This window comes from Lysobacter sp. F6437 (genome assembly GCF_052547215.1).
On record NZ_JBQWRB010000001.1, the window covers coordinates 641,613 to 665,143 of the forward strand.

A 23,531-nucleotide genomic window follows, 5' to 3' on the forward strand; every position below is an offset into this window, starting at 1 on the left:
AGTTCCTGCCGTCTGTGACTACGCGTTCGCAACCTGTACGAGCGACACCCGGTCCACGACTTCGCGCATCGGGAACAACAACCGCAGGCTGACCAGTGCCGGCAGGCCGATGACGCCGCATGCCAGCACCCAGCTCCAGCGCTCCAGGGGCCCATGTGCCTGGCGCCGGGTCAACCAGACCGCGCCGAGCAGCGATAGCAGGCACAGCACGCCGGCCAGCACCACGATGTATCGCGGCGGAGGCGGGATGTCACCGTCGTCGAGCGGATTGGGCGTCGCGAACAGCTGCTGCGCCGCGAGACAGAGCTCGCGCAGCACCGGTGACAGCCACCAGGTGCGCATCGTGTAAGTGCGCGGCAGGTCAAAGCCGAGCGCACGCCGGGCCACCGACTCCACGTTGCCCTCGCCGTCCACGCGCAGCACCTGCTGGTACGGAGTGGCCTCTCCCGCCCAGGCACCGTTGGTGAAGGCGAACGACACCAGATATCCGTCCAGCAACTCGATCAGGTCGACGCTCATCAACTGCCCAACCGGGCCGGGGAGCGGAACGCGCAGCAGCGGCCGCAGTGGATCGAGCGTGTTGGCAGCCTCGCGCCCGGGATAGAAGTACAGCGCGCGGTTGCTCATCGCGGCAAGGTTCTCGCCGACGGGATGCGGCGGGTCGGCGAACACTTCGCCCGCCGGCAGCGCGACGCGCGGGAACAGGCGCTGCTGTTCCTCGTCGTACTGGTAGGCCACCGTCGGCGTGAACACGATATTGCCGGCGTACGGCAGCGCCGGCCCGGGGAAGTCGCCCTGCGCCGGCCCCGCACCGAGTTCGCCACGTGCCTGTTTGTCCTTCGTGCCGTAGCCGACAAACCGCATGCGATCGTGACTGAACACCCAGCGAACGCTGCGTTCCGGGTCGTCGAACTCCGGCGGCTGCATGGTGTTGGTCAACTGGTGGCGTCGCGGCAGGTTGCGCATCGGATTGAGCACCGACACGTCCGACAGCGCGACCTGTTGGCGCCACAACGGCGCATCCGGATGCCGGCTGTCGGTTATGCCGGCCAGCAACCGGTCCCCGGGTTCGGCACGGTCGGTGGCGATGTAGCCGTCTTCCGACGGCGTACCGCCGTTGAGCGGATGGCTGCCCACTGCGGTCCACGCCAGCTCGTAGCCGATCCCCAGCATCCAGAGCAGGAAGTAAGCGCCCACCTGCACCGGTAGCGCAGTCGCAACCACGGCACCGACGCCGCGCGGTGCCTCGCCCAGATCGGGCCTGAAGGCGATGCCGACCAGAACCACCAGGTACATCAGCACCGTCAGCTGCACCGCAATCGCGGCGATGCCACCAGCCTGTGCGAACAGGAACAGCGTCGGCAGCATCACTACCGCCACCGAATACCGTCGGTTGGCAAGCATCGCGTAGGCACCGGCGAGGTACCCGCACAGTGCCAGCAGGAGCGCCGCCAGCGGCAGCAGCCAATGGCGCAGGTCGACCACGCGCGCGGTCAGGGTTTCCTGGTAGCTCGCGATCAGCGCAATCGGCAGTGCGACTGCCAGCAACAACACCACGGCGCCAGCCCCGAACAATGCGGAGGCGGTCCTGTAACGATGCAAAGGCCGATGCAGCAGGTTCAGCCAGTGGCTCGGCCGGCGGTAGCTTCCCATCTGGTACAGGCCCAGCAATGCGCCGGCGACCACGTAAACCATGCCGAACACCTGGTAAACCATCCTGGGCTGCTGCGCCAGGTCGACCAGGCGGCTCATGAAACCGAGCGCTATCAGGTGAACGATGGCGGCGGCAATGGCCCAAATGCGGAAACGCAGCAGCTCGGCCTTGAACAGGTCTTTCATGTCGATTATTCCCCGTTGTACTGGTGTCGGGCGCGCTCAGGCGACGCCAGCGGACGCCGTCGGCGCCGCATGGTTCTTGGCCAGGAAGCCATTGACCGCCCGGTCCAGGCTTACCGGCATGCTCTGTATCGAACGCGCACCACAGGCCCGCAGGAACTCGGCGAAATCCTCGTCCTGGTCCAGCACCAGGTAGTGCTGCAGGCCGTCTATGCGTTGCAGTTCCAGCAACCCCGGCACGATTTCCGGCTCTGGTCCCTTGAAGGGGATGTCGGCGACCCAGTAGCTGACACGGTCGCGAAAGTCGTCGGGCGCCGACATGTTCTTCAGCTGCCCGCGTTCCAGGATGATCAGGTTGTCGGCGACGCGTTCGATCTCCTCCATCTGGTGCGAGCAATAGACCACCGTGATGTCATCGGCGGCATTGCTGTACAGCAGCGATTCGAGGAAGGCGCGCTTGGCGACGACGTCGAGGCCCAGGGTGGGTTCGTCCAGCACCAGCAGTTCCGGCGCCTGCGCAAATGCCAGGGCGAGATTGAAACCGGCACGTTCGCCGCGCGAAAGCTGGCCGACCTTCTGTTCCGGCAATACGTGGTAGTGGCCAATGACACTGTCGAAGGCCTGCTGGTTCCAGCGCGGATAGTGGTGCTGCTGCATCGCGGTCACCGCCGATACCTTCATCCAGCCCGGCAATGTGTGTTCCTCGTTGACGAAGCCGATGCGACCGCGGACTTCCGGGGTGAGGTGCCGGCTGTCCTGGCCGAGGATGCGCGCCTCGCCCGAACTTGGCGGCAGGAAGCCGAGCAGGACGCGGAACAGGGTCGACTTGCCGGCGCCGTTGGCCCCGACGATGGCGTGGATACGTCCGCGCGGGATGTTCAGGTCGAGGTGGTCGAGCGCGAACCTGGAGCCGTAGCGCCTGGTGAGGGCGACGGTCTCGATGACGTAGTCAGTGGACATGTTGGATTCCGGTGTGTGGCGGCTCAATGGGAATCAGGCGGTTTTTCGCGGCGACAGCGCCTGAAACCCGTGGCGCAGGCGGGCCTGTACCTCCTCCGGCGGGTAATCGAGCACGACCACGTCGTTGAGGAAGCGCGCGATGGCGTCATCAAGCCGGCGTTCGCGCTCGCCGTCGCTGAGGCGCTGGCGCGGCGGGGCCACGAAAAGGCCCAGTCCCTGGCGCGATTCCAGCCAGCCCTCGGTGGTCAGCTCGGCATAAGCCTTGGCGACGGTGTTGGGATTGATGCCCAACTGTTGCGCCAGCCCACGCACGCTCGGCAGTTGTCCGCCGGGCGTAAGCTCGGCAGTCGCGATCTTCATCCTCACCGCATCGACGATCTGCTTCCCGATCGGGCGCGGATCGCCGGTGACGATCTGGATCATCAGGGCTTGGGTACGGGGCATGCGGGCCTTCCATCTGTACTGTTACAGATAGTACAGTTGATCCGGTCGCAGGATGTCAAGCCCTTTCTGTCATTGCGACACGAAGCCCCGGCACACTGGATAACGGGCATGCCGCAACTCGGCGGCGCGACACAATCGCCGGGTTCAACCGCAAGACCCGGATATCGGAGGTAGCCCGGCGTCTCTACATTGACCCCAACGGAAGGCTCCGGCCTCCTGGTCAACGAGGAATCCGCATGAACGCTATCGCCCGCAACCGTGGTCCCGGCGCCCGACAGGCGGCCATCACCGCGACCGAAATCGATCCGCGCTGGGCCAGTATCGTCGCCCGCGATGTCGAGGCCGACGGCCGCTTCTACTACTCGGTAAAGACCACCGGCGTGTATTGCCGGCCCTCCTGCGGCGCCCGCCGGGCGCGGCCGGAAAACGTCGCCTTCCACGCCAGCATCGCGGACGCCGAGCGCGCCGGCTTCCGGCCGTGCAAGCGCTGCAAGCCGGACCAGCCATCGCTGCATGACACCCATGCCGCTACCGTGGCCGATGCCTGCCGCTTCATCGAGGCGTCGGAGCAGGCGCCCGCGCTGGAGGCGCTGGCCAGGCGGGCCGGGCTGAGTCCCTACCACTTCCACCGCGTGTTCAAGGCGATCACCGGTGTCACGCCGAAGGCCTACGCCACGGCCCATCGCAGCCAGCGCGTGCGGGCCGAACTGGCGCGCAGCAATAGCGTGACCGACGCGATCTTCGACGCCGGCTACAACTCCAATGCGCGCTTCTACGAGAAGGCCGGCGACGTCCTCGGCATGGCGCCGAACCGCTACCGCCGCGGTGGCATGGATGCCCGCATCGTCTTCGCGATCGGCCAGTGCGCGCTCGGTGCGATCCTGGTCGCGCGCAGCGACCGGGGCATCTGCGCGATCAGCCTGGGCGACGACCCGGACGCATTGGCGCGCGAACTGCAGGACCGCTTCCCGAATGCCGAGTTGGTCGGCGGCGACGCGGAGTTCGAGCGACTGGTCGCGACCATCGTCGGCTTCGTCGAAGCGCCACAGCTTGGCCTGGACCTGCCGCTCGACGTGCGCGGCACCGCGTTCCAGCAACGCGTGTGGCAGGCGCTGCGGACGATCCCGGCCGGCAGCACCGCCAGCTACAGCGAGATCGCCCAACGCATCGGTTCGCCAACCTCGGTCCGCGCGGTCGCCGCGGCCTGTGCCGCCAACACCCTCGCGGTCGCCATCCCGTGCCATCGTGTGGTCCGCAACGACGGCGCGCTGTCCGGCTACCGCTGGGGCGTGGAGCGCAAACGCACCCTGCTCGATCGCGAAGCGCACGCATGAACGCGCAATTGCAGGCAATGTCCGATGGCCCGGATGTGCAGTCGCTGGACTGGGCACGGGTCGCCACCGACCTCGACGCCCTCGGCAATGCCGTGCTGCCGGGATTGCTGTCGACGCGGCAATGCGACGAGCTGGCGAACCTGTATCCGCGCGACACCCTGTTCCGCAGCCGCGTGGTGATGGGCCGCCACGGCTTCGGGCGCGGCGAATACCGGTACTTCGCCTATCCGCTTCCGGACCTGGTCGGCCGTTTGCGCGAGGCGATCTACCCGCGACTGGCACCAATCGCCAACCGCTGGAACGAAGCGATGGGCATCGATGTCCGCTATCCCGATCGCCACGCCGAATTCATCGACCGCTGCCACCGTGCCGGCCAGCAACGCCCCACTCCGCTGCTGCTGCAATACTGTGCCGACGACTACAACTGCCTGCACCAGGACCTCTACGGCGAACACGTGTTTCCACTGCAGATCGCCATCCTGCTTTCGCAACCGGGGCGCGACTTCGAGGGCGGCGAGTTCGTCCTGACCGAGCAGCGCCCACGCATGCAGTCACGGCCGGAAGTGGTGTCGTTGCAGCAGGGCGACGCGGTGGTGTTCGCGGTCCACCAGCGTCCGGTGCAAGGCACACGCGGCACCTATCGGGTCAACCTGCGACACGGCGTCAGCCGGATCCGCCGCGGCCACCGGCACACCCTGAGCGTAATCTTCCACGACGCCGCCTGACGCGGTCGGCTCTCAGCTACGGGTGGCGAGTTCCGCTGCCAGGTAGCGCGCGGTGCGACTGTCCTTCGACGCCATGACGGTTTGCGGCGTGCCCTGCGCGACCACCCGTCCGCCCTCGTCGCCCGCACCGGGGCCGATGTCGATGATCCAGTCGGCGGCGGCCGCCACGCGCATGTCGTGCTCGACCACGATCACGCTGTTGCCGGCCTCGACCAGGCCGTCGAGCTGGCGCATCAACAGCTCGACGTCGGCCGGGTGCAGACCGGTGGTCGGTTCGTCGAGCAGGTAGAGCGTGCCGCTGCGTTGCACCCGCTGCAGTTCGGTCGCTAGCTTGATCCGCTGCGCCTCGCCACCCGACAGTTCGGTGGCCGGCTGGCCGAGCCGCAGGTAGCCGAGCCCGACCTCGCGTAGCGCTGCCAGCGGACGCGCGACCTGCGCATCCTCGGCGAAGAATTCGGCGGCCATATCAACGGTCATGCCGAGCACGTCGGCGATCGTCCTGTCGCGGTAGCGGATCTCCAGCGTCTTCGCGTTGTAGCGGGCGCCGTGGCAGACCGGGCACGGCGCGTAGACGCTCGGCATGAACAGCAACTCGACGCTGACGAAGCCCTCGCCCTCGCAGTTCTCACAGCGGCCCTTGGCGACGTTGAACGAGAAGCGGCCGGCGTCGTAGCGCCGCTTGCGCGCTTCCGGGGTCGCCGCGAACAGCTTGCGCACGTGGTCGAACAATCCGGTGTAGGTCGCCAGGTTGGAGCGCGGGGTGCGACCGATCGGCTTCTGGTCGACCCGCACCAGCCGTCGCACGCGATCCAGCCCGGCGACGATGCGCCCGTCCGTGGCCGGGCCACCCTCGTCCGGCAGTTCGCCCTCGTCGGACTCGACCGGCACCTCGTGCCCCAGATGCACGCCAAGCAACTCCACCAGCACCTGGCTGACCAGGCTCGACTTGCCGGAACCCGACACGCCAGTGACGACGGTGAGCACGCCCAGCGGGAATGCCACGTCGATGCCGTCAAGGTTGTTGCGACGGACGCCCTGCAGTTCCAGCCAGCTGCCCGGCTCGCGCGGGACGCGTTGCAGCGGCGGATTGTGGTCGAACAGGTAGCGCGCCGTCGGCGAGGCTTCGATCTCCGCCAGCCCGGCCGGCGCGCCGCTGTAGAGCACCCGTCCACCCTGCTCGCCCGCCGCAGGACCCAGCTCGACCAACCAGTCGGCGCGACGGATCACCTCGGTCTCGTGCTCGACCACGAACAACGAGTTGCCGGCGCCCTTGAGCTGTTCCAGCGCGACCAGCAACGCCTCGGTATCGGCCGGGTGCAGCCCGGCGGACGGCTCGTCGAGCACGTAGACCACGCCGAACAGATTGGAGCGGATCTGGGTTGCCAGCCGCAGGCGCTGCAGTTCGCCGGGCGACAGCGTCGGGGTGCTGCGCTCCAGCGACAGGTAGCCCAGGCCGAGGCCGATGATGATTTCGATCCGCGCCAGCAGGTCGGTCGCGATGCGCCGGGCCACCTCGGCCTGCTCGGGATGGTCGTCGTGCCCGGCGGCGTCGCCGGCCGCGACCGGGCGCAACAGCTCGGCCACCTGTTTCAGCGGCAACCGCGACAGCTCGCCGATATCGAGCCCGGCGAACGTCACCGCCAATGCCTCGCGCCGCAATCGCTTGCCGTCGCACGACGGGCATTGCGTGCCGACCATGTACTGCCCGACCCGCTTCTTGATCAGCGCGCTCTGGGTGCTGGCGAAGGTATGCAGCACGTAGCGCTGGGCGCTGCTGAAGGTGCCCTTGTAGCTGGGGTTGTCGCCGCGCTCGACCGCCGCGCGGGTCTGCGCCGGGGTCAGGTCGCGATAGACCCCGACCGTCGGCTGCTCCTCGGTGAACAGGATCCAGTCGCGCTGTTCCTGCGGCAGCTCGCGCCACGGGATGTCGATGTCGTAGCCGAGGGTGACGAGGATGTCGCGCTGGTTCTGCCCGTGCCACGCCGGTGGCCACGCGGCGACGGCGCGCTCGCGGATGGTCAGCGAGTCGTCCGGCACCATCGACCGCTCGGTGACCTCGTAGATGCGGCCGAGCCCGTGGCATTGCGGACAGGCGCCCTGCGGCGTGTTCGGCGAGAAGCCGTCGGCATAGATGATCGCGGCGCCGTCCGGGTAGCTGCCGGCGCGCGAATACAGCATCCGCAACGAGTTCGAGACCGTGGTGACGCTGCCGACCGAGGACCGCGTGGTCGGCGCGCCGCGTTGCTGCTGCAGCGCGACCGCCGGCGGCAGGCCCTCGATGGAGTCGACGTCAGGCACCCCCGCCTGGTCGATCAGCCGCCGCGCGTACGGCGCGACCGAATCCAGGTAGCGCCGCTGCGCCTCCGCGTACAGCGTGCCGAACGCCAGTGACGACTTGCCCGAGCCGGACACCCCGGTGAACACCACCAGCGCCTCGCGCGGGATGTCGACATCGATGTCCTTCAGGTTGTGCTCGCGCGCGCCGCGGACCTGGACATAGCCGGCGCGGTCGCGGTCCGGATGGGCTTGCGGCGTACGGCGATCGGGCATGGCGAAGGGCGGCTCCTTAAAGCAAGGGTCGCCATGGTGGACCATGACCCGGCGCCTGACGATGCCTTAACCCGGGGCGCGTAGGCTGCGGCGTCTGCGTTTGCCAACTCTGGCGGGACGCTCCGTTGCTTTGACAAAAAAAGAATGATCGTTCATTCTTCCGTGTCTGAACTGGTCCGTCCAGCCCAACCCCATTTCCGATCCGAGCCTCTCCCATGTCCAAGACCCCTCGCCTGGTCCGCCGTTGCCGCGTGCTCGTCCTGCCGCTGGCCCTTTCCGTCGCACTGGCCGCCTGCGGTGGTGACGAAGCGCAGCAGCAGATGCCGCCCGCCCCGGTCACCGTGGTCACCCTGCAAGCCCAGTCGGTCACGCTGACCCGCGAACTGCCCGGCCGCACCGCACCGTTCCTGGTCGCGGAAGTCCGCCCGCAGGTGAACGGTATCGTCGAGCGCCAGCTGTTCGCCGAGGGCGGCCTGGTCAAGGCGGGGCAGCCGCTCTACCAGCTGGAAGACGCCGCCTACCAGGCCGATGCCAGCAGCGCCAAGGCGACGTTGGCCCGTGCCGAGGCGACCCTGAAATCCGCGCAGCTGACCGCGCGTCGCTCGGCCGAACTGGCGAAGATCGACGCCATCAGCAAGCAGGACAACGAGAATGCCGTCGCCGCGCTGCGCCAGGCCGAGGCCGATGTCGGCGTCGCCCGCGCCGCGTTGCAGGGCCGCAGCGTCACCCTCGACTACGCCCGCATCAGCGCCCCGATCAGTGGCCGCATCGGCAAGTCCTCGGTCACCCGCGGCGCGCTGGTCACCGCCAACCAGGCGACCGCGCTGGCGACCATTCAGCAGACCGATCCGATGTACGTCGACCTCACCCAGTCCAGCAGCGAATTGCTGGCCCTGCGCAAGAGCCTTGCCGCCGGCACCGCCGAACAGGCCGACCTGCCGGTGAAGATCGTGCTGGAGGACGGCACCGAGTACGCATACGACGGCAAGCTGGCGTTCTCCGAAATCACGGTCGACCCGTCCACCGGCAGCTACCTGCTGCGGGTCGAGGTACCCAACCCGGACCACCTGCTGCTGCCCGGCATGTACGTGCGCGCCGTGGTCGGCTCGGCGGTGCGCCAGGACGGGCTGCTGGTTCCGCAGAAGGGCATCACCCGCGACCCCAAGGGCAACGCGAGCGCGATGGTGGTCGGCAAGGACGGCAAGGTCGAGCCGCGCGCGGTCAAGGTCAGCCGCACGGTCGGCGACCAGTGGCTGGTCGAGGATGGCCTGGCCGCCGGCGACAAGGTGATCGTCGAAGGCCTGCAGAAGATCCAGCCGGGCGCCCCGGTGCAGGCAACCGAGGCCGGCGCGGCAGAAGCTGCCGGCGCCGAGGCACCGCCTGCGGAAGGCCAGCCGGCCAATGCGGCCAACCCCGATGCAGCCGAGCCTGCCGCTCCCGCCGACGCCGACGCGTCGAAGCAATAACGGACCCCCGACATGGCACGTTTCTTCATCGATCGACCGATCTTCGCGTGGGTCATCGCGATCATCATCATGCTCGCCGGCGCGTTGGCGATCTTCACCCTGCCGATCTCGATGTACCCGACCATCGCGCCGCCGACGGTCGCAATCAACGCGGTGTACCCCGGTGCATCGGCCAAGGCAGTCGAGGACTCGGTGACACAGATCATCGAGCAGAACATGAAGGGCCTCGACGGCCTGCTGTACTTCTCCTCGACCAGTGAGGGCAATGGCAGCGCCGCGATCACCCTGACCTTCGCCAACGGCACCGACCCCGACACCGCGCAGGTGCAGGTGCAGAACAAGCTGCAGTCGGCGATGCCGCTGCTGCCGCAGGAAGTGCAGCGCCAGGGCGTCAATGTCAGCAAATCCGCCAGCGGCTTCCTGCAGGTTATCGGCTTCGTGTCCGAGGACGGCAGCATGGCCAAGGACGACATCTCCGACTATGTCGGCGCCAACCTGGTCGACCCGCTCAGCCGCGTACCGGGCGTTGGCAACTTGCAGGTGTTCGGCGCCAAGTACGCGATGCGGATCTGGCTGGACCCCAACAAACTCGACACCTATCGCCTCACCCCCGGCGACATCGGCGCCGCGATCCAGGCCCAGAACGCCCAGGTCGCGGTCGGCTCGCTGGGTGCCGCGCCGTCGGTCGAGGGACAGCAGATCAACGCGTCGATCACCGCGCAGTCGCGGCTGCAGACGCCGGAGCAATTCCGCGACATCGTCCTGCGCAGCAACTCCGATGGCTCGGTGCTCAAGCTGGGCGACGTCGCCCGGGTCGAGATGGGTGCGGAGAACTACGAGTTCATCACCCGCTACAACGGCCAGCCGGCCACCGGCATCGCGATTTCGCTGGCTACCGGCGCCAATGCGCTGGACACCGCGGCCGGGGTCAAGGCGACCCTTGACGAGTTGTCGCCGTTCTTCCCGCCCGGCCTGAAGGCGGTGCTGCCGTTTGACACCACCCCGTTCGTGCAGGTGTCGATCAAGGGCGTGATCGTGACCCTGCTCGAAGCGATCGTGCTGGTGTTCCTGGTCATGTACCTGTTCCTGCAGAACTTCCGCGCGACCCTGATCCCGACGATCGCGGTGCCGGTGGTGCTGCTAGGCACGTTCGGCGTGCTCGCCGCGCTGGGCTTCTCGATCAACATGCTGACGATGTTCGCGATGGTGCTGGCGATCGGCCTGCTGGTCGACGACGCGATCGTGGTGGTCGAGAACGTCGAACGCATCATGAGCGAGGAAGGCCTGTCGCCACTGGAGGCCACCCGCAAGTCGATGGACCAGATCACCGGCGCGCTCGTTGGAATCGGGCTGGTGCTGTCGGCGGTGTTCGTGCCGATGGCGTTCATGAGCGGCTCGACCGGCGTCATCTACCGGCAGTTCTCGGCGACGATTGTTTCAGCGATGGCGTTGTCGGTGCTGGTCGCGATCGTGCTGACCCCGGCGCTGTGCGCGACCATGCTCAAGCCGCTGCACAAAGGCGAGCACCACGGCGAGAAGGGCTTCTTCGGCTGGTTCAACCGCAAGTTCGATTCCGGCAGCAGCAAGTACCGGCGCGGCGTGCGCGGCATGATCGGGCGCCCGAAGCGCTTCATGGCGATCTTCGGTGCGTTGGTGGTGGTGATGGGCCTGCTGTTCATCCGCCTGCCCAGTTCGTTCCTGCCGGCCGAGGACCAGGGTGTGCTGTTCTCGCAGATCCTGGCGCCGGTTGGTGCCACCCAGGAACGCACGATGGAGTCGATGAAGAAGGTCGAGCGCTACTTCCTGGAAGAAGAGAAGGAAGCGGTCGAGTCGGTGTTCAGCGTGCAGGGCTTCAGCTTCGGAGGTTCCGGCCAGAACAACGGCATGGCGTTCGTGAAGCTCAAGGACTGGAGCGAGCGCGAGTCGGACGAGTTGGGCGTCGATGCGGTTGCCGGCCGTGCGATGGCCGGCCTGAGCCAGATCAAGGACGCCCTCGCCTTCGCGTTCGCGCCACCGGCGATGCCGGAGCTCGGCACCGCCGCCGGCTTCACCTTTTACCTGACCGACAACGCCGGCGTTGGCCACGACGCATTGCTGGCGGCACGCAACCAGTTCCTCGGCGCCGCGGCGCAGAACGAAATGCTGGTCAACGTGCGTCCGAACGGCCAGGAGGACACCCCGCAGTTCCAGCTCGACATCGACACCGAGAAGGCCAGCGCATTGGGCCTGTCGATCGCCTCCATCAACTCGGCGCTGTCGACGGCATGGGGCGGCCAGTACGTCGACGACTTCATCGACCGCGGCCGGGTCAAGCGGGTGATGATGCAGGCCGATGCGCCGTTCCGCATGGTTCCGGAAGACTTCAACCTGTGGTCGATCCGCAACGACCAGGGCGAGATGGTGCCGTTCAGCGCGTTCGCCAGTTCGCACTGGGAGTACGGCTCGCCGCGGCTTGAGCGTTACAACGGCGTGCCGGCGATGCAGATCCAGGGCGAGAGCGCCCCGGGCGTGAGCTCCGGTGACGCGATGCTCGAGGTCGAACGGATGATCGGCGAGCTGCCGACCGGCGTCGGCATCGAGTGGACCGGCCTGTCCTACCAGGAGCGCCAGGCGGGCGCGCAGACACCGCTGCTGTACGCGCTGTCGCTGCTGATCGTGTTCCTGTGCCTGGCCGCGCTGTACGAAAGCTGGACGATCCCGACCGCGGTGCTGCTGGTCGCGCCGCTCGGCATCCTCGGCGCGGTGCTGGCCAACAGCCTGCGCGGCATGGAGCGCGACGTGTACTTCCAGGTCGCGATGCTGACCACGGTCGGCCTGAGCAGCAAGAACGCGATCATGATCATCGCCTTCGCCAAGGACTACATGGCCGAGGGCATGGAGCTGGTACAGGCGACCATGCAGGCCGTGCGCGATCGCCTGCGGCCGATCCTGATGACTTCGCTGGCGTTCGGCATGGGCGTGCTGCCGCTGGCCATCGCGTCCGGCGCGGGCTCCGGTGCACAACGTGCGATCGGCACTGGCGTGCTCGGCGGCATGATCGTCGGCGCCCTGCTCGGCCTGTTCTTCATTCCCTTGTTCTTCGTGGTCGTGCAGCGCCTGTTCGGCGGCAAGCGCGCGGCCACCGGGCCGGCCCTCGATGCACCGGCAGGAGGCTCCTCCCATGACTAAGCCACTGATCACCTCCCTGGCACTGGCGACGAGCCTGTTCGTCGCCGGTTGCTCAACCCTGCAACCGCCATTGCCCGAGGCCGCGCCTTCGATCCCGGCAGAGTGGCCGCTGCCGGCGACGACCCCGGTCGCAACGGATGGCACCGGGACGATCACCGCCGACATCGGCTGGCGCGACTTCTTCGCCGACCCGCGCCTGGACGAGCTGGTCGCGCAGGCGCTGGCCAACAACCGCGACCTGCGGGTGGCCGTGCTCAACGTCGAGCGCGCGCGTTCGCAGTACGGCATCCAGCGCGCCGACCGCCTGCCCTCGCTCGGCGCCGAGGTCAGCATGACCCGCAGCGGCGGCGACAACCTCGACGTCAGCGAGAGCTACTCCGCCAGCGCCGGCATCGCCGGGTTCGAGCTGGACCTGTTCGGCCGCGTGCACAACCTCAGCCAGGCCGCGCTGCAACGCTACTTCGCCACCGACGAGGCGCGCCGCAGCGCGCAGTTGTCGCTGATCGCCGAAGTCGCCAACACCTGGCTGGCGCTGGCGGCCGACCGCGAACTGCTGTCGATCGCGCAGGCCACCCTCGCCAGCCAGGAAGCGTCGTTCAAGCTGACCGAACAGCGCCATGACCTCGGCGCGGTGTCGGGGCTGGACGTGAGCCAGGCCCGCACCGTGGTCGAGACCGCGCGTTCGGACGTGGCGCGTTTCGAAGGCCAGGTCGCGCAGGACCGCAACGCGCTGGCGTTGCTGGTCGGCGGGCCGGTCGACCCGTCATTGCTGCCGGACGCGTTCACCCCGGAGGTCAGTGGGCTCGCGAGCCTGCCGGCCGGATTGCCGTCCGAGGTGCTGCTGCGCCGACCCGACGTGCTCGCCGCCGAGTACCGGTTGCGCGCGGCCAACGCCGACATCGGCGCCGCGCGTGCCGCGTTCTTCCCGTCGATCACCCTGACCGGCAGCGTCGGCAGCACCAGCGACGAGCTGTCCGGGCTGTTCAACGGTGGCAACGGCATCTGGAGCTTCATCCCGCAGATCAACATCCCGATCTTCCAGGGCGGCCGGCTGACCTCGGCGCTGGGCATGGCCACCGCCGACCGCGACATCGCGCTGGCGGAGTACGAGAAGTCGATCCAGTCCGGCTTCCGCGAGGTCTCCGATGCGCTGGCGCTGTCGCGAACGCTGGCCGAGCAACGCGCCGCGCAGGAAGCCCTGGTCGCCGCCGCAACCCGCGCGCACGAGCTGTCGCAGGCACGCTACGACGCCGGCCAGGACAGCTACCTGGTCCTGCTCGACGCCCAGCGCACGCTGTATGCCGCGCGCCAGTCGCTGGTGGCCACGCAACTGGCCGAACAGGCGAACCGGGTCACGTTGTACCGGGTGCTGGGCGGAGGCTGGAACGAATCCGGGACATGAACACGACGAACGAACCAACCAGGGCGCAGGAACGCGCCGAGGGCCAGCGCCACCGTATCCTCGATGCGGCGCAGCAGTGCTTTATCGCCCACGGCTTCCACGCCGCCAGCATCGCCAGCATCGCCGAGACCGCCGGCATGAGTGCCGGGTTGATCTATCGCTATTTCGAGAACAAGAACGCGCTGATCCTTGCGATCGTCGATCGCCAGTTGCAGTTGCTGCGCGAGGACATCCGGCTCAACCGCAGGATCGACCTGGCCGACGAGATGACGCAGAACTACGGCCGCTCGTGTACCGACGAGGCCAAGGGCATGAACGCGGCGCTGCTGCTGGAAATGTCCGCCGAGGCCACCCGCGATCCGCAGATCGCCGCCGCGCTGGACCGTTACGACGCCACCGTCCGTGGCGCCCTGGTCGACTGGCTGACACGCGGCCGCGAGGCCGGTGGCCATGATGTTCCCGCCGCCGGCGCACCCGGTCGCGCGTTGCTGCTGCAGTGCCTGTTCGAGGGCCTCAAGTTGCGCGAAACCCGTGAACCCGACCTCGACCGCGGCCTGCTTTCATCGGCACTGCACGAGTTCGTGCCGATGCTGTTGAAACCATGAGTCCGAGGACGCGCCCGTGAAGCCGGACCTGCCGCCACCCAATACCGGCGAGATCCGGCGGGGCCGTCCCGCCGACACCGGCAAGCACGACGCCATCCTCGAAAACGCCCGCCGGATGTTCACCCGGCTCGGCTTCGACGGCACCAGCATGGACGAGCTCGCCCAGAACGCGGGCGTCTCCAAGGCGACGATCTACAACCACTTCGCCGGCAAGGAGGCGCTGTTCGACGCGACCTTCGAGCGCCTGCTGCTGCAGTTGCCCTCGCCGGACGAACTGATCCGGGCACCGCGCGGCGCGCTGGCCGAACGCCTGCACACCATTGGTTGCGGTCTTTACCGGTTGGCAACCAGCCCGTTGATGGTCGACATCCAGCGCATGCTGATCCTCGCCCGCGACACCCCGCAGTCGGGCCAGCACTCGTTCTGGCAGCAATCCATCGCGCCGTACCAGCAGGCGTTCTCGGAGTTGCTGCGCGAGCAGGCCGATGCCGGCCACCTCGCCGTCGACGACTTCGAGCGAGCCACCTCGCAGTTCTTCAGCCTCAGCGCCAGCGAGCCCTTCATCCGCCTGTTGATGGGCGAGACCGGTGAGCCCGAGAAGGCCACCGCGCATGTTGATGCCGCGGTGCGGACGTTCCTGCTGGCGCATGCGCGCTGACTTCGACGCGTGATCGCGTCAGCGCAACGGCCACCGGCCGACCTGGGTATAGGCGTTGCGCGCACCCAGTTCGCTGTGGATCAGCACGAAAGAATCGACCGGCCAGTGCAGCGGCTCGATCGCGCGCGCGGGCAGGGGCTCGCGCGCATCGCGCAACATGGTCACGTGCGGCACCAGCGCCTTCCCCGACTGCACCCGCACGCCCGACCGGGCCAGCGCGGAACCAAGTGAATCCCACAGTTGTCGCAGGCCGTCGGGCATGGCCTCGCAGCCCAGCCACCACGGGATCGAACGGTTGCGGAAGCTGCCGGCGCGATCGAGCACCAGGTCGAACGGCGCGACCGTAATCGAAGCGGCGGCCGCGCTCGCCTGCTCCACCAGCGACGGCGGCAACCCGGCGTAGTCGCCAAGGAACTGCAGCGTCAGGTGGTAACGGTGCGACCCGATCCGACGACCGCCGGGCTCATGGTCCCGCAGCAGCCGGGAGGCCGCGTCAGCGATGTCATGGCGAACATCGTCCGGCGGCCACAAGGCGAAGAACAGCCGGTGAAGGCTGTTATCGGGTGCCGCGAAACCGGCAAGGTCAGGCTGCTGCATCGACGGCAGCCCGTTACTCCAACTCGGACCAGCGCGCGTAGGCGCGGTCGAGCTCGGCCTGCACCTCGGCCATCGCGGTGTTGTGCGCGGCAATGCCGTCGGCACCGCGCTGGTAGAACGCGGGCTCGTTCATCTCAGCGGTCATCGACGCGACCTTCGCCTCAAGCTCCTCGATCCGCTGCGGCAGTTGCTCCAGCTCGCGCGCGTCCTTGTAGCTGAGCTTGCGCTTCGGCGCCGACGGCGTGGCGGCCGCGGCCGCGACCGGCGAGACCGGCATCGACGCCGATCTTGCCGACGTGGAGCGGGCCGAGGCCGGCGCGGTGAACTCGACCCGACGCTGGCGCAGCCAGTCGCTGTAACCGCCGACGTACTCGCCCACGCGACCGTTGCCTTCCATCACCAGCGTCGAGGTCACCACGTTGTCGAGGAAATCACGGTCATGGCTGACCAGCAGCAAGGTGCCGGGGTAATCGCCGAGCAACTCCTCCAGCAATTCAAGCGTCTCGACATCGAGGTCGTTGGTCGGCTCGTCCATCACCAGCAGGTTGGACGGCTGGGCGAACAGCTTGGCCAGCAGCAGGCGGTTGCGCTCGCCACCCGACAACCGGGTGATCGGCGCGCGGGCGCGTTCGGGAGTGAACAGGAAGTCCTGCAGGTAGCCGATCACGTGCTTCTGCTTGCCGCCGACCTCGACGAACTCGCGGCCCTCGGACACGTTCTCCAGCGCGCTCCAGTCCTCGCGCAGGGTCGCGCGGTACTGGTCGAAGTAGGCGATCTGCAGGTTGCTGCCGGTCCTGACCTCGCCGGCGGTCGGCTGCAGATCACCGAGCAGGGTCTTCAGCAACGTGGTCTTGCCGCTGCCGTTGGGCCCGATCAGGCCGATCCGGTCGCCGCGGAAAACAATGGTCGAGACGTCGTCGAGCAATGGCTTGCCGCCGAAGTCGAACGAGACCTGCTTGGCCTCGATCACCTTCTTGCCCGAGTTCTCGGCCTGGGCGAACTCCATCTTGACGTTGCCGGTCAGGTCGCGCCGCTGCGAGCGCTCGACGCGCATCGCCTTGAGCCGGCGCACGCGGCCCTCGTCGCGGGTGCGGCGGGCCTTGATGCCCTGGCGGATCCAGATTTCCTCCTGCGCCAGCATCTTGTCGAAGCGCGCATTTTCCTGCGCCTCGGCGTTCAAGCGCTCCTCGCGGCGGCGCTCGTAGTTGGCCCAGTCGCCGGGCCAACTGGTCAGCTGGCCGCGGTCGATCTCGACGATGCGCGTGGCCAATGCACGCAGGAAGCGCCGGTCATGGGTGACGAAAATGAGCGCGCCCTGCCACGACTTGAGGAAGCTTTCGAGCCAGTCGATCGACTCGATGTCGAGGTGGTTGGTCGGCTCGTCCAGCAGCAGCAGGTCCGGCGCGGAGACCAGCGCACGCGCCAGCAACACGCGGCGCTTCATGCCGCCGGAGAGGCCGGAGAACGGCGCGTCGCCGTCGAGGCCAAGCTTGTCGAGGGTCTCGACCACACGCTGGTCGGCGCTCCAACCCTGGGCGGCGTCGATTTTGGCCTGCACCGCCGACATCGCGTCGGCATCGAACTCGTTGGCATGGCTGAGGTGGTGGAATTCGGCGAGCCACTTGCCCAACTCGCCCATGCCGTCGGCGACCACGTCGAACACGTCGCCATCGGCACCGGCCGGGACTTCCTGCTCGAGTCGGGCGATGCGCGCCCCACCCTCGCGGCGGATCTCGCCGTCATCGGCGTGGATGTCGCCCGACAGCAGCTTCAAAAGGGTGGACTTGCCGGCGCCATTGCGGCCGATCAGGGCGACGCGCTCTCCCGGTTCGACCGAAAAATCGACGCTTTCAAGCAGCAGCGGGCCGCCGACGCTGTAGTCGACGTTGTTCAGGGTAATCAGGGGCATCCGCCCATTCTACGTGGCCGGCGCTCCAATCACCGCCGGCAGGCGCATACTCCGGCCACGCCCGCGGCGTTCGCTGGCCACAGACACGGGAAAGCGCCATGAGCAAGGGTATGGACCAGAAGAAGAACGAGAAGAAGAAGCCGGCCAAGACCATGAAGGAAAAGAAGGCCGAGAAGCGCGACAAGAAGGCCGGCAAGGCGTTCGCCCCGAGCTGAGGCGCCCTAGTACTCCCGGACGCTCCGCTCCACCCGGACCCGCTCGGCCAGCCAGTCGTTGCCCCAGCGCCGCGCCTGGATGCTCACGATGTCGCCGGACTCCAGTTGTTCGGGCCGCACCCGCCGCCCGCGGTACTCGACCACGGTGCGGCTGTCGTAGCCGACCTGCTCGCGCCGACCGCTGTAGCCGCCACTGGTGATGCCGATGATCTGTGCACGCGGATCGACGAAACTCACCGCGCCGCGCAGGTCACCGCCGTAGTTGCCGCCGCCATAGCCGTCCCGGACGTTGTGCACGACCTCGATCTGGCGTGCCCACAGCTCACCGTTCGAGCGCACCGCGTCGACGCTGATGCCGTCGCCGCGCTCAAGTCCGGTGACCGCCTGTTGCCGGCCCTGGTAGAACAGCCGGGTATTGCGGTCGAAACGCAGCGCGACCCGCGAACCGCGATTGCCGTAGCGGTCATTGGTACTCAACACGATCCTGCCGTAGCGCGGATCGATGTCCTGCACGGTGCCGAGAACGCGCTGGCTGCCATAGTCGCCGTAGCCGCCGCCCGGCGCGCCATAGCCGGTGACGCAGCCTGCCAGCAGCAGGGCCACGAGGATCGGTACCAACCAGCGCGCAAGGGAACGTGGCGCCCAAACATTCAGAAGGCCGGAGCGCAGGCCGGAGAACACGGATGACCGGTCGCTCGTCATGGTGTTGGTCCTCTCTCGCGGGGTTTGCCCAGCATCGTTTGGGGTGGGTGAACCCGACGTTACAAAATCATCCGCGACTGAACTGGCCCTGTAGGAGCGGCTTCAGCCGCGATCGGAAGCCGGACGAGCGATCGACTCCGGGATCGCGGCTGAAGCCGCTCCTACGAAAGGCGGTCGGCCGCCGCGTCACGAGCTGCACGACAGCATCGAGCAGCCGGCCTTCTGGCGCGCCCAGTCGGGTCGTTTCCGCGCGAAGGCCTCGCGGCCTGGCTGGTCCTCGTAAGGGCGCCGCATCACGTCGAGCAACTCCACCACCCCACCCGGATCGCCCTGCTCGGCGCGGTCGATCGCCTGTTGGGCCAGGTAGTTGCGAAGCACATAGCGCGGGTTCGCTTTGCGCATGCACTCGCGGTGCTCACCGCGCTCCAGCGGGTCATCTCGCAACCGGGCGGCGTACCGATCCAGCCACTGGTTGAACGCCGGTGCCGCCGCGTCACGTTTTTCTTCGTCGTAGAACGCATCGGCAAACACGGCCAGGCCGGACGGTACCGGGCCGGCTCCGGACAGCAGACCGGCTTCCGACGCTGGACCGGCAGCGGGATCGAAATCGGCCAGCGCGCGGAAGAACAGCGTCATGTCGACCTCGGCTTCGCGCAGCAGGTCCTGCAAGCCCTGCATCAGCGCGATGTCGTCGTCGCGGCATTCGGCCAGGCCGAGCTTGCGCGCGGTGTTGGCGCGGTCGGCTGCGGTGTAGGTGTCGACGAAGCGCTGCAACCCGGCCTGCAACGGTTCGACGCCGTTGAACAGCGGCGACAGCGCGCCGGCAAGGCGGCCGAGGTTCCAGTACGCCACCGCCGGCTGCTGGCCGAAGCGGTAGCGGCGGTTCTGGCGGTCGGTGGTGTTGGGCGTCCAGTCCGGGTCGTAGTTGTCGACCCAGCCGTAGGGGCCGTAATCGATGGTCAACCCGAGGATCGACATGTTGTCGGTGTTCATCACGCCATGCACGAAGCCGACCCGCATCCAGTGGCCGATCATCACCGCGGTGCGTTCGCAGACTTCGCCGAACCATGCCGCGTGCAGCGTCTCGGCTTCGCCTTGCAGGTGCGGGAAATCGCGCCGGATGCAGAAATCGACCAGTTGCCTCAGCAACGCCGTGTTGCCGCGCGACGCCGGCAGCTCGAAGTTGCCGAAGCGCAGGAACGACGGCGCCACCCGGCACACGACCGCGCCGGGCTCGGGCCGCGCATTGCCGTCGTAGAACATGTCGCGGACGACGTGCTCGCCGGTGCCGACCAGGCTCAGCGCACGGGTGGTCGGCACGCCGAGATGGTGCATCGCCTCGCTGCACAGGAACTCGCGGACCGACGAACGCAATACCGCGCGGCCATCGGCGGTGCGCGAATACGGCGTCGGCCCGGCGCCCTTGAGCTGCAGTTCCCAGCGTTCACCGGCGGCGTTGACGGTTTCACCCAGGGTGATCGCGCGGCCGTCGCCGAGCTGGCCGGCCCAGTGGCCGAACTGGTGGCCTCCGTAGTTCGCCGCGAACGGTTGCATTCCCGGCAGAAGCTCGTTGCCGCCGAACACCCGGGCGAACCGCGCCGAGCGGACATCGTCCGCATCCAGCCCCAGCCGCGTCGCCATTTCGGCCGACCACGCCAACACCTTCGGGTCGGCCACCGGCGTCGGCTTCACCGCCGACCAAGCCGCGCCCTCGACCTGCCGCACCCACGGTCCCATTTCCGGGTCACCGGGCAGTTCACGCACGAACGCGTTGTCGAAGTCGAACTCCATCGCTTACTTCAACGGCCCCGAGTCGCCGCCCTGCTCCACCGCCCGCTGGTACGCGGGCCGTGCACGTATGCGATCGAGGAAATGCTGCAGCCCGGGATAACCGTCGACACCACCGCGGGTGATCGCAGCCTCGACCGGGAAACTCATCTGGATGTCGGCCGCGGTGAAGCGTTCGCCGGCGAACCACGTGTGTTTGCCCAGTTCGGCCTCGACGTAATCCATGTGCAGCCTGACCTGCGGCCGCACGAAGGTCTTCAGCACCTTGTCGGCGATGCCACGGGCAATGGGCCTGGCGAAGAACGGCATCGGCGCCTGCTTGACCCGGGCGAACACCAGGCTAAGCAGCAGCGGCGGCATCATCGAGCCTTCGGCGTAGTGCAGCCATTGGCGGTAGCGCACGCTCTCCGGGTCGTCCGCCGGACCCGGTGGCGGCGATAGCCGATGGGCCTGGTCGTGCTTCCGGACCAGGTATTCGATGATCGCGCCCGACTCGGCCAGCACCAGTCCATCCTCTTCCAGCACAGGCGACTTGCCGAGCGGATGGACCTGTCTTAATTCGGGCGGCGCCAGCAACGTGTCCGGATCGCGCTGGTAGCGAACCACCTGGTACTGCAGGCCGAGCTCCTCGAGCAACCAGAGCACGCGATGGGAACGGGAGTTTTCGAGGTGATGCAGCTTGATCATGATGCACGCCGTCGTCGGGGGGGCAGGCCATCGTAAACACTCCGTCTGTGAAACCGGTCCACATGGCCTAGACTGGTCGGCAATCCACACAGGAACTGCCCATGGCAAAGCCGAATTATTCGTTCGAGAAGCGCCAGCGCGAGATCGCGAAGAAGAAGAAGAAAGAGGAAAAGCTGGCCCGGAAGCAGGCCGCGAAGTCCGATGACAGCGTGTCCGAAGGCACCGCTGCCACCCCGGGCGACAACACCGGCGACGCTGCCGACAGCACCCCGCAAGGCTGAATCGCGAACGCGGGACTGAACATCCGGAACAACCGGCATCACGCGGGCACGTGTCCCGCGAGCTAAACTAGCGGGTCCATACGACCGGCATCGCCGGCGCCAACGAGACCTGCGATGAGCGCCGAGACGCCCGCAACACCCGCTTCCCCCGACACACCATCGATCAAGTTCACCGACCTGGCCCTGCCCGAGCCGTTGCTGCGGGCACTGGCCGATGTCGGCTACGAGTCGCCCTCGCCGATCCAGGCCGCGACCATCCCGCCGCTGCTGGAAGGCCGCGACATGATCGGCCAGGCCCAGACCGGCACCGGCAAGACCGCGGCGTTCGCGCTGCCGATCCTGGCGCAGATCGATCCGAACGCGCGCAAGCCGCAGGCGCTGGTGCTGGCGCCCACGCGCGAACTGGCGATCCAGGTCGCCGAGGCGTTCCAGAAATACGCTACCCACCTGCCCGGCTTCCACGTGCTGCCGATCTACGGCGGCCAGAGCTACTACCCGCAGTTGCAGGCGCTCAAGCGCGGCGTCCAGGTAGTGGTCGGCACCCCCGGCCGGGTCATCGACCATCTCGACCGCGGCTCGCTGGATCTGTCGGAGCTGCGCTGCCTGGTGCTCGACGAGGCCGACGAGATGCTGCGGATGGGCTTCATCGACGATGTCGAATCGGTGCTCAAGAAGACCCCGGAGACCCGCCAGGTCGCGCTGTTCTCGGCGACCATGCCGCACCAGATCAAGCGCATTGCCCAGACCTACCTGAAGGAGCCGGTCGAGGTCGCGATCAAGAACAAGACCAGCACCTCGGCCAACATCCGCCAGCGTTACTGGGCAGTCAGCGGCGTGCAGAAGCTCGATGCGCTGACCCGCATCCTGGAAGCCGAGCCGTTCGACGCGATGATCGTGTTCGCCCGCACCAAGCTCGGCACCGACGAGTTGGCCGGCAAGCTCGCCGCGCGCGGCATCTCGGCCGCCGCGATCAACGGCGACGTGCAGCAGGCGCAGCGCGAGAAGACCATCCAGAACCTCAAGGACGGCAAGATCGACGTGCTGGTGGCGACCGACGTCGCCGCGCGCGGGCTCGACGTCGACCGCATCAGCCATGTGCTGAACTACGACATCCCCTACGACACCGAGAGCTACGTCCACCGCATCGGCCGCACCGGCCGCGCCGGGCGCAAGGGCGAGGCGATCCTGTTCGTCGCGCCGCGCGAGCGCGGCATGCTGCGCGCGATCGAGCGCGCCACCCGGCAGCCGATCGAGCAGATGGAACTGCCGACCATCGAGACCGTCAACGAGCAGCGCGTGTCGAAGTTCCTCGGCCGCATCGGCGATGCACTGCAGGGCGACGACCTCAGCCTGTTCCGCGACCTGGTCGAGCGTTACGAGCGCGAGCAGAACGTGCCGGCGGTCGAGATCGCCGCCGCGCTGGCCAAGCTGGTGCAGGGCGACAACCCGCTGCTGCTGTCGGCGCCGGCGCGTCCGTCCTACAACAAGTTCGACCGTGACCAGGGTCCGCGCGACACCGGCCACCGCGGTCAGCCACCGCGCCCGCCGCGCCAGCAGCGACCGGACCGTGACGCCCCGCCGTCCCGCGAGCCGCGCAGCTTCGACGAGCGCCACGCGCCGCCAGCCGCCCGCCATGCCGAGCGCCAGTTCACCCCGCCGGTGCATATGCCATCCGCGCCGCCGTCCAGCATCCACAACGTCGCCGAGTCGATGTTCGAGGACGACGCCGCGCCGCGCCGCGCGCCCGAGCGCAAGGCGCCGCGCCACGACGCGCAGGCCCCCGGCGAGATCGGCATGGAGACCTTCCGCATCGAGGTTGGCCACAGCCACGGCGTGCAGCCCGGCAACATCGTCGGTGCGATCGCCAACGAAGCCGACCTGGAAAGCCGCTACATCGGCCGGATCGACATCCGCGACGACTACAGCCTGGTCGACCTGCCCGAAGGGATGCCGCGCGAGTTGATGGAACACCTCAAGCGCGTCTACGTCGCCGGCCAGTCGTTGCGCATCCGCCACGCCGAGCCCGGCGACACCGCGGGTGGCCGCAGTGGCCCGCGCGCCAACGTCGCCGCCCGCGCGCCCGGCCCGCGCGGTGCAGGCCCCCGCGGCCCACGCCCTCCACATGCCGGCAAACCCCACGGCAGCGGCCCACGCAAACCCTTCAAACCCCGCTGATCCCATGCCCCTGTAGGAGCGGCTTCAGC

18 protein-coding genes are annotated in these 23,531 nt (G+C 68.0%); 9 read left to right on the forward strand and 9 right to left on the reverse strand.

Translation table 11 applies throughout. The annotated features are described in order from the left end of the window. Positions 1-18: 18 nt before the first annotated feature. From ACT9F5_RS02870 to ACT9F5_RS02880, 3 genes are read right to left on the reverse strand one after another with little or no spacing between them, the layout of a single operon-like run. The gene (locus ACT9F5_RS02870; protein WP_445118417.1) at positions 19-1,839 is read right to left on the reverse strand and encodes a hypothetical protein; all 1,821 of its coding nucleotides are present in this window, start codon (positions 1,837-1,839) and stop codon (positions 19-21) included. 36 nt (positions 1,840-1,875) lie between these two features. Continuing rightward, on the reverse strand, positions 1,876-2,796 hold the full coding sequence (locus ACT9F5_RS02875) for an ATP-binding cassette domain-containing protein (RefSeq protein ID WP_445118418.1): 921 nt from the start codon (positions 2,794-2,796) through the stop codon (positions 1,876-1,878). A 33-nt stretch (positions 2,797-2,829) separates the two neighbouring features. Next, positions 2,830-3,240: a GntR family transcriptional regulator gene (locus ACT9F5_RS02880; protein WP_445099549.1), complete on the reverse strand. Its 411-nt coding sequence runs from the start codon at positions 3,238-3,240 to the stop codon at positions 2,830-2,832. Positions 3,241-3,476: 236 nt separating this feature from the next. Between ACT9F5_RS02880 and ada the strand changes: the two genes are divergently transcribed. Further along, positions 3,477-4,574, forward strand: coding sequence for a bifunctional DNA-binding transcriptional regulator/O6-methylguanine-DNA methyltransferase Ada (ada, locus tag ACT9F5_RS02885; RefSeq protein ID WP_445118419.1), 1,098 nt, complete (start codon positions 3,477-3,479; stop codon positions 4,572-4,574). Then, on the forward strand, positions 4,571-5,299 hold the full coding sequence (locus tag ACT9F5_RS02890; RefSeq protein ID WP_445118420.1) for a 2OG-Fe(II) oxygenase: 729 nt from the start codon (positions 4,571-4,573) through the stop codon (positions 5,297-5,299). The genes ada and ACT9F5_RS02890 overlap by 4 nt, the downstream gene beginning before the upstream one ends. A 12-nt stretch (positions 5,300-5,311) precedes the next feature. Here the strand turns inward: ACT9F5_RS02890 and ACT9F5_RS02895 are convergent, their stop codons facing one another. Beyond that, positions 5,312-7,849, reverse strand: coding sequence for an excinuclease ABC subunit A (locus ACT9F5_RS02895; RefSeq protein WP_445118421.1), 2,538 nt, complete (start codon positions 7,847-7,849; stop codon positions 5,312-5,314). Between the two features lie 215 nt (positions 7,850-8,064). On the opposite strand from ACT9F5_RS02895, the gene ACT9F5_RS02900 reads away from it, so the two are divergent. The 5 genes from ACT9F5_RS02900 to ACT9F5_RS02920 are packed head-to-tail and all read left to right on the forward strand — an operon-like array spanning position 8,065 to position 15,148. Further along, the gene (locus tag ACT9F5_RS02900) at positions 8,065-9,315 is read left to right on the forward strand and encodes an efflux RND transporter periplasmic adaptor subunit (protein WP_445118422.1); all 1,251 of its coding nucleotides are present in this window, start codon (positions 8,065-8,067) and stop codon (positions 9,313-9,315) included. Positions 9,316-9,327: 12 nt separating this feature from the next. After that, positions 9,328-12,483, forward strand: coding sequence for an efflux RND transporter permease subunit (locus tag ACT9F5_RS02905; protein ID WP_445118423.1), 3,156 nt, complete (start codon positions 9,328-9,330; stop codon positions 12,481-12,483). Beyond that, positions 12,476-13,885 carry an efflux transporter outer membrane subunit gene (locus tag ACT9F5_RS02910; protein ID WP_445118424.1) on the forward strand — a complete coding sequence of 470 codons (1,410 nt, stop codon included), beginning with the start codon at positions 12,476-12,478 and terminating at the stop codon, positions 13,883-13,885. Before ACT9F5_RS02905 ends, ACT9F5_RS02910 begins: the two co-directional genes overlap by 8 nt. After that, entirely contained in the window at positions 13,882-14,490 is a 609-nt protein-coding gene (locus ACT9F5_RS02915; RefSeq protein ID WP_445118425.1) for a TetR family transcriptional regulator, read from the forward strand. Before ACT9F5_RS02910 ends, ACT9F5_RS02915 begins: the two co-directional genes overlap by 4 nt. A 16-nt stretch (positions 14,491-14,506) precedes the next feature. Continuing rightward, positions 14,507-15,148, forward strand: a complete 642-nt coding sequence (locus ACT9F5_RS02920; protein WP_445118426.1) for a TetR/AcrR family transcriptional regulator C-terminal domain-containing protein — start codon at positions 14,507-14,509, stop codon at positions 15,146-15,148. An 18-nt stretch (positions 15,149-15,166) separates the two neighbouring features. Here ACT9F5_RS02920 and thpR read toward each other — a convergent pair whose 3' ends face one another. From thpR to ACT9F5_RS02945, 5 genes are all read right to left on the reverse strand, one after another. Continuing rightward, positions 15,167-15,745 carry an RNA 2',3'-cyclic phosphodiesterase gene (gene thpR / locus ACT9F5_RS02925; RefSeq protein WP_445118427.1) on the reverse strand — a complete coding sequence of 193 codons (579 nt, stop codon included), beginning with the start codon at positions 15,743-15,745 and terminating at the stop codon, positions 15,167-15,169. A gap of 13 nt (positions 15,746-15,758) precedes the next feature. Further along, positions 15,759-17,654, reverse strand: a complete 1,896-nt coding sequence (locus tag ACT9F5_RS02930; protein WP_445118428.1) for an ATP-binding cassette domain-containing protein — start codon at positions 17,652-17,654, stop codon at positions 15,759-15,761. Between the two features lie 221 nt (positions 17,655-17,875). Continuing rightward, positions 17,876-18,472 (reverse strand): DUF5666 domain-containing protein, encoded by a 597-nt coding sequence (locus ACT9F5_RS02935; protein ID WP_445118429.1) that lies wholly within the window; start codon positions 18,470-18,472, stop codon positions 17,876-17,878. 285 nt (positions 18,473-18,757) lie between these two features. After that, on the reverse strand, positions 18,758-20,362 hold the full coding sequence (locus tag ACT9F5_RS02940) for a protein adenylyltransferase SelO family protein (RefSeq protein WP_445118430.1): 1,605 nt from the start codon (positions 20,360-20,362) through the stop codon (positions 18,758-18,760). Positions 20,363-20,365: 3 nt separating this feature from the next. Beyond that, entirely contained in the window at positions 20,366-21,046 is a 681-nt protein-coding gene (locus ACT9F5_RS02945; protein WP_445118431.1) for a glutathione S-transferase N-terminal domain-containing protein, read from the reverse strand. Positions 21,047-21,147: 101 nt separating this feature from the next. Here ACT9F5_RS02945 and ACT9F5_RS02950 point away from each other — a divergent pair, with 101 nt between their 5' ends. Then, positions 21,148-21,327, forward strand: coding sequence for a hypothetical protein (locus ACT9F5_RS02950; protein ID WP_445118432.1), 180 nt, complete (start codon positions 21,148-21,150; stop codon positions 21,325-21,327). A 114-nt stretch (positions 21,328-21,441) separates the two neighbouring features. Then, positions 21,442-23,502 (forward strand): DEAD/DEAH box helicase, encoded by a 2,061-nt coding sequence (locus tag ACT9F5_RS02955; protein ID WP_445118433.1) that lies wholly within the window; start codon positions 21,442-21,444, stop codon positions 23,500-23,502. The last annotated feature ends 29 nt before the right edge of the window (positions 23,503-23,531 follow it).

What these genes read in the sequence shown, in the direction of transcription:
- ACT9F5_RS02870 (WP_445118417.1), bottom strand. Translation starts at nt 1,839, where the DNA reads ATGAAAGACCTGTTCAAGGCCGAGCTGCTGCGTTTCCGCATTTGGGCC.
- ACT9F5_RS02875 (WP_445118418.1), bottom strand. Translation starts at nt 2,796, where the DNA reads ATGTCCACTGACTACGTCATCGAGACCGTCGCCCTCACCAGGCGCTAC.
- ACT9F5_RS02880 (WP_445099549.1), bottom strand. Translation starts at nt 3,240, where the DNA reads ATGCCCCGTACCCAAGCCCTGATGATCCAGATCGTCACCGGCGATCCG.
- ada (WP_445118419.1), top strand. Translation starts at nt 3,477, where the DNA reads ATGAACGCTATCGCCCGCAACCGTGGTCCCGGCGCCCGACAGGCGGCC.
- ACT9F5_RS02890 (WP_445118420.1), top strand. Translation starts at nt 4,571, where the DNA reads ATGAACGCGCAATTGCAGGCAATGTCCGATGGCCCGGATGTGCAGTCG.
- ACT9F5_RS02895 (WP_445118421.1), bottom strand. Translation starts at nt 7,849, where the DNA reads ATGCCCGATCGCCGTACGCCGCAAGCCCATCCGGACCGCGACCGCGCC.
- ACT9F5_RS02900 (WP_445118422.1), top strand. Translation starts at nt 8,065, where the DNA reads ATGTCCAAGACCCCTCGCCTGGTCCGCCGTTGCCGCGTGCTCGTCCTG.
- ACT9F5_RS02905 (WP_445118423.1), top strand. Translation starts at nt 9,328, where the DNA reads ATGGCACGTTTCTTCATCGATCGACCGATCTTCGCGTGGGTCATCGCG.
- ACT9F5_RS02910 (WP_445118424.1), top strand. Translation starts at nt 12,476, where the DNA reads ATGACTAAGCCACTGATCACCTCCCTGGCACTGGCGACGAGCCTGTTC.
- ACT9F5_RS02915 (WP_445118425.1), top strand. Translation starts at nt 13,882, where the DNA reads ATGAACACGACGAACGAACCAACCAGGGCGCAGGAACGCGCCGAGGGC.
- thpR (WP_445118427.1), bottom strand. Translation starts at nt 15,745, where the DNA reads ATGCAGCAGCCTGACCTTGCCGGTTTCGCGGCACCCGATAACAGCCTT.
- ACT9F5_RS02930 (WP_445118428.1), bottom strand. Translation starts at nt 17,654, where the DNA reads ATGCCCCTGATTACCCTGAACAACGTCGACTACAGCGTCGGCGGCCCG.
- ACT9F5_RS02940 (WP_445118430.1), bottom strand. Translation starts at nt 20,362, where the DNA reads ATGGAGTTCGACTTCGACAACGCGTTCGTGCGTGAACTGCCCGGTGAC.
- ACT9F5_RS02945 (WP_445118431.1), bottom strand. Translation starts at nt 21,046, where the DNA reads ATGATCAAGCTGCATCACCTCGAAAACTCCCGTTCCCATCGCGTGCTC.
- ACT9F5_RS02950 (WP_445118432.1), top strand. Translation starts at nt 21,148, where the DNA reads ATGGCAAAGCCGAATTATTCGTTCGAGAAGCGCCAGCGCGAGATCGCG.
- ACT9F5_RS02955 (WP_445118433.1), top strand. Translation starts at nt 21,442, where the DNA reads ATGAGCGCCGAGACGCCCGCAACACCCGCTTCCCCCGACACACCATCG.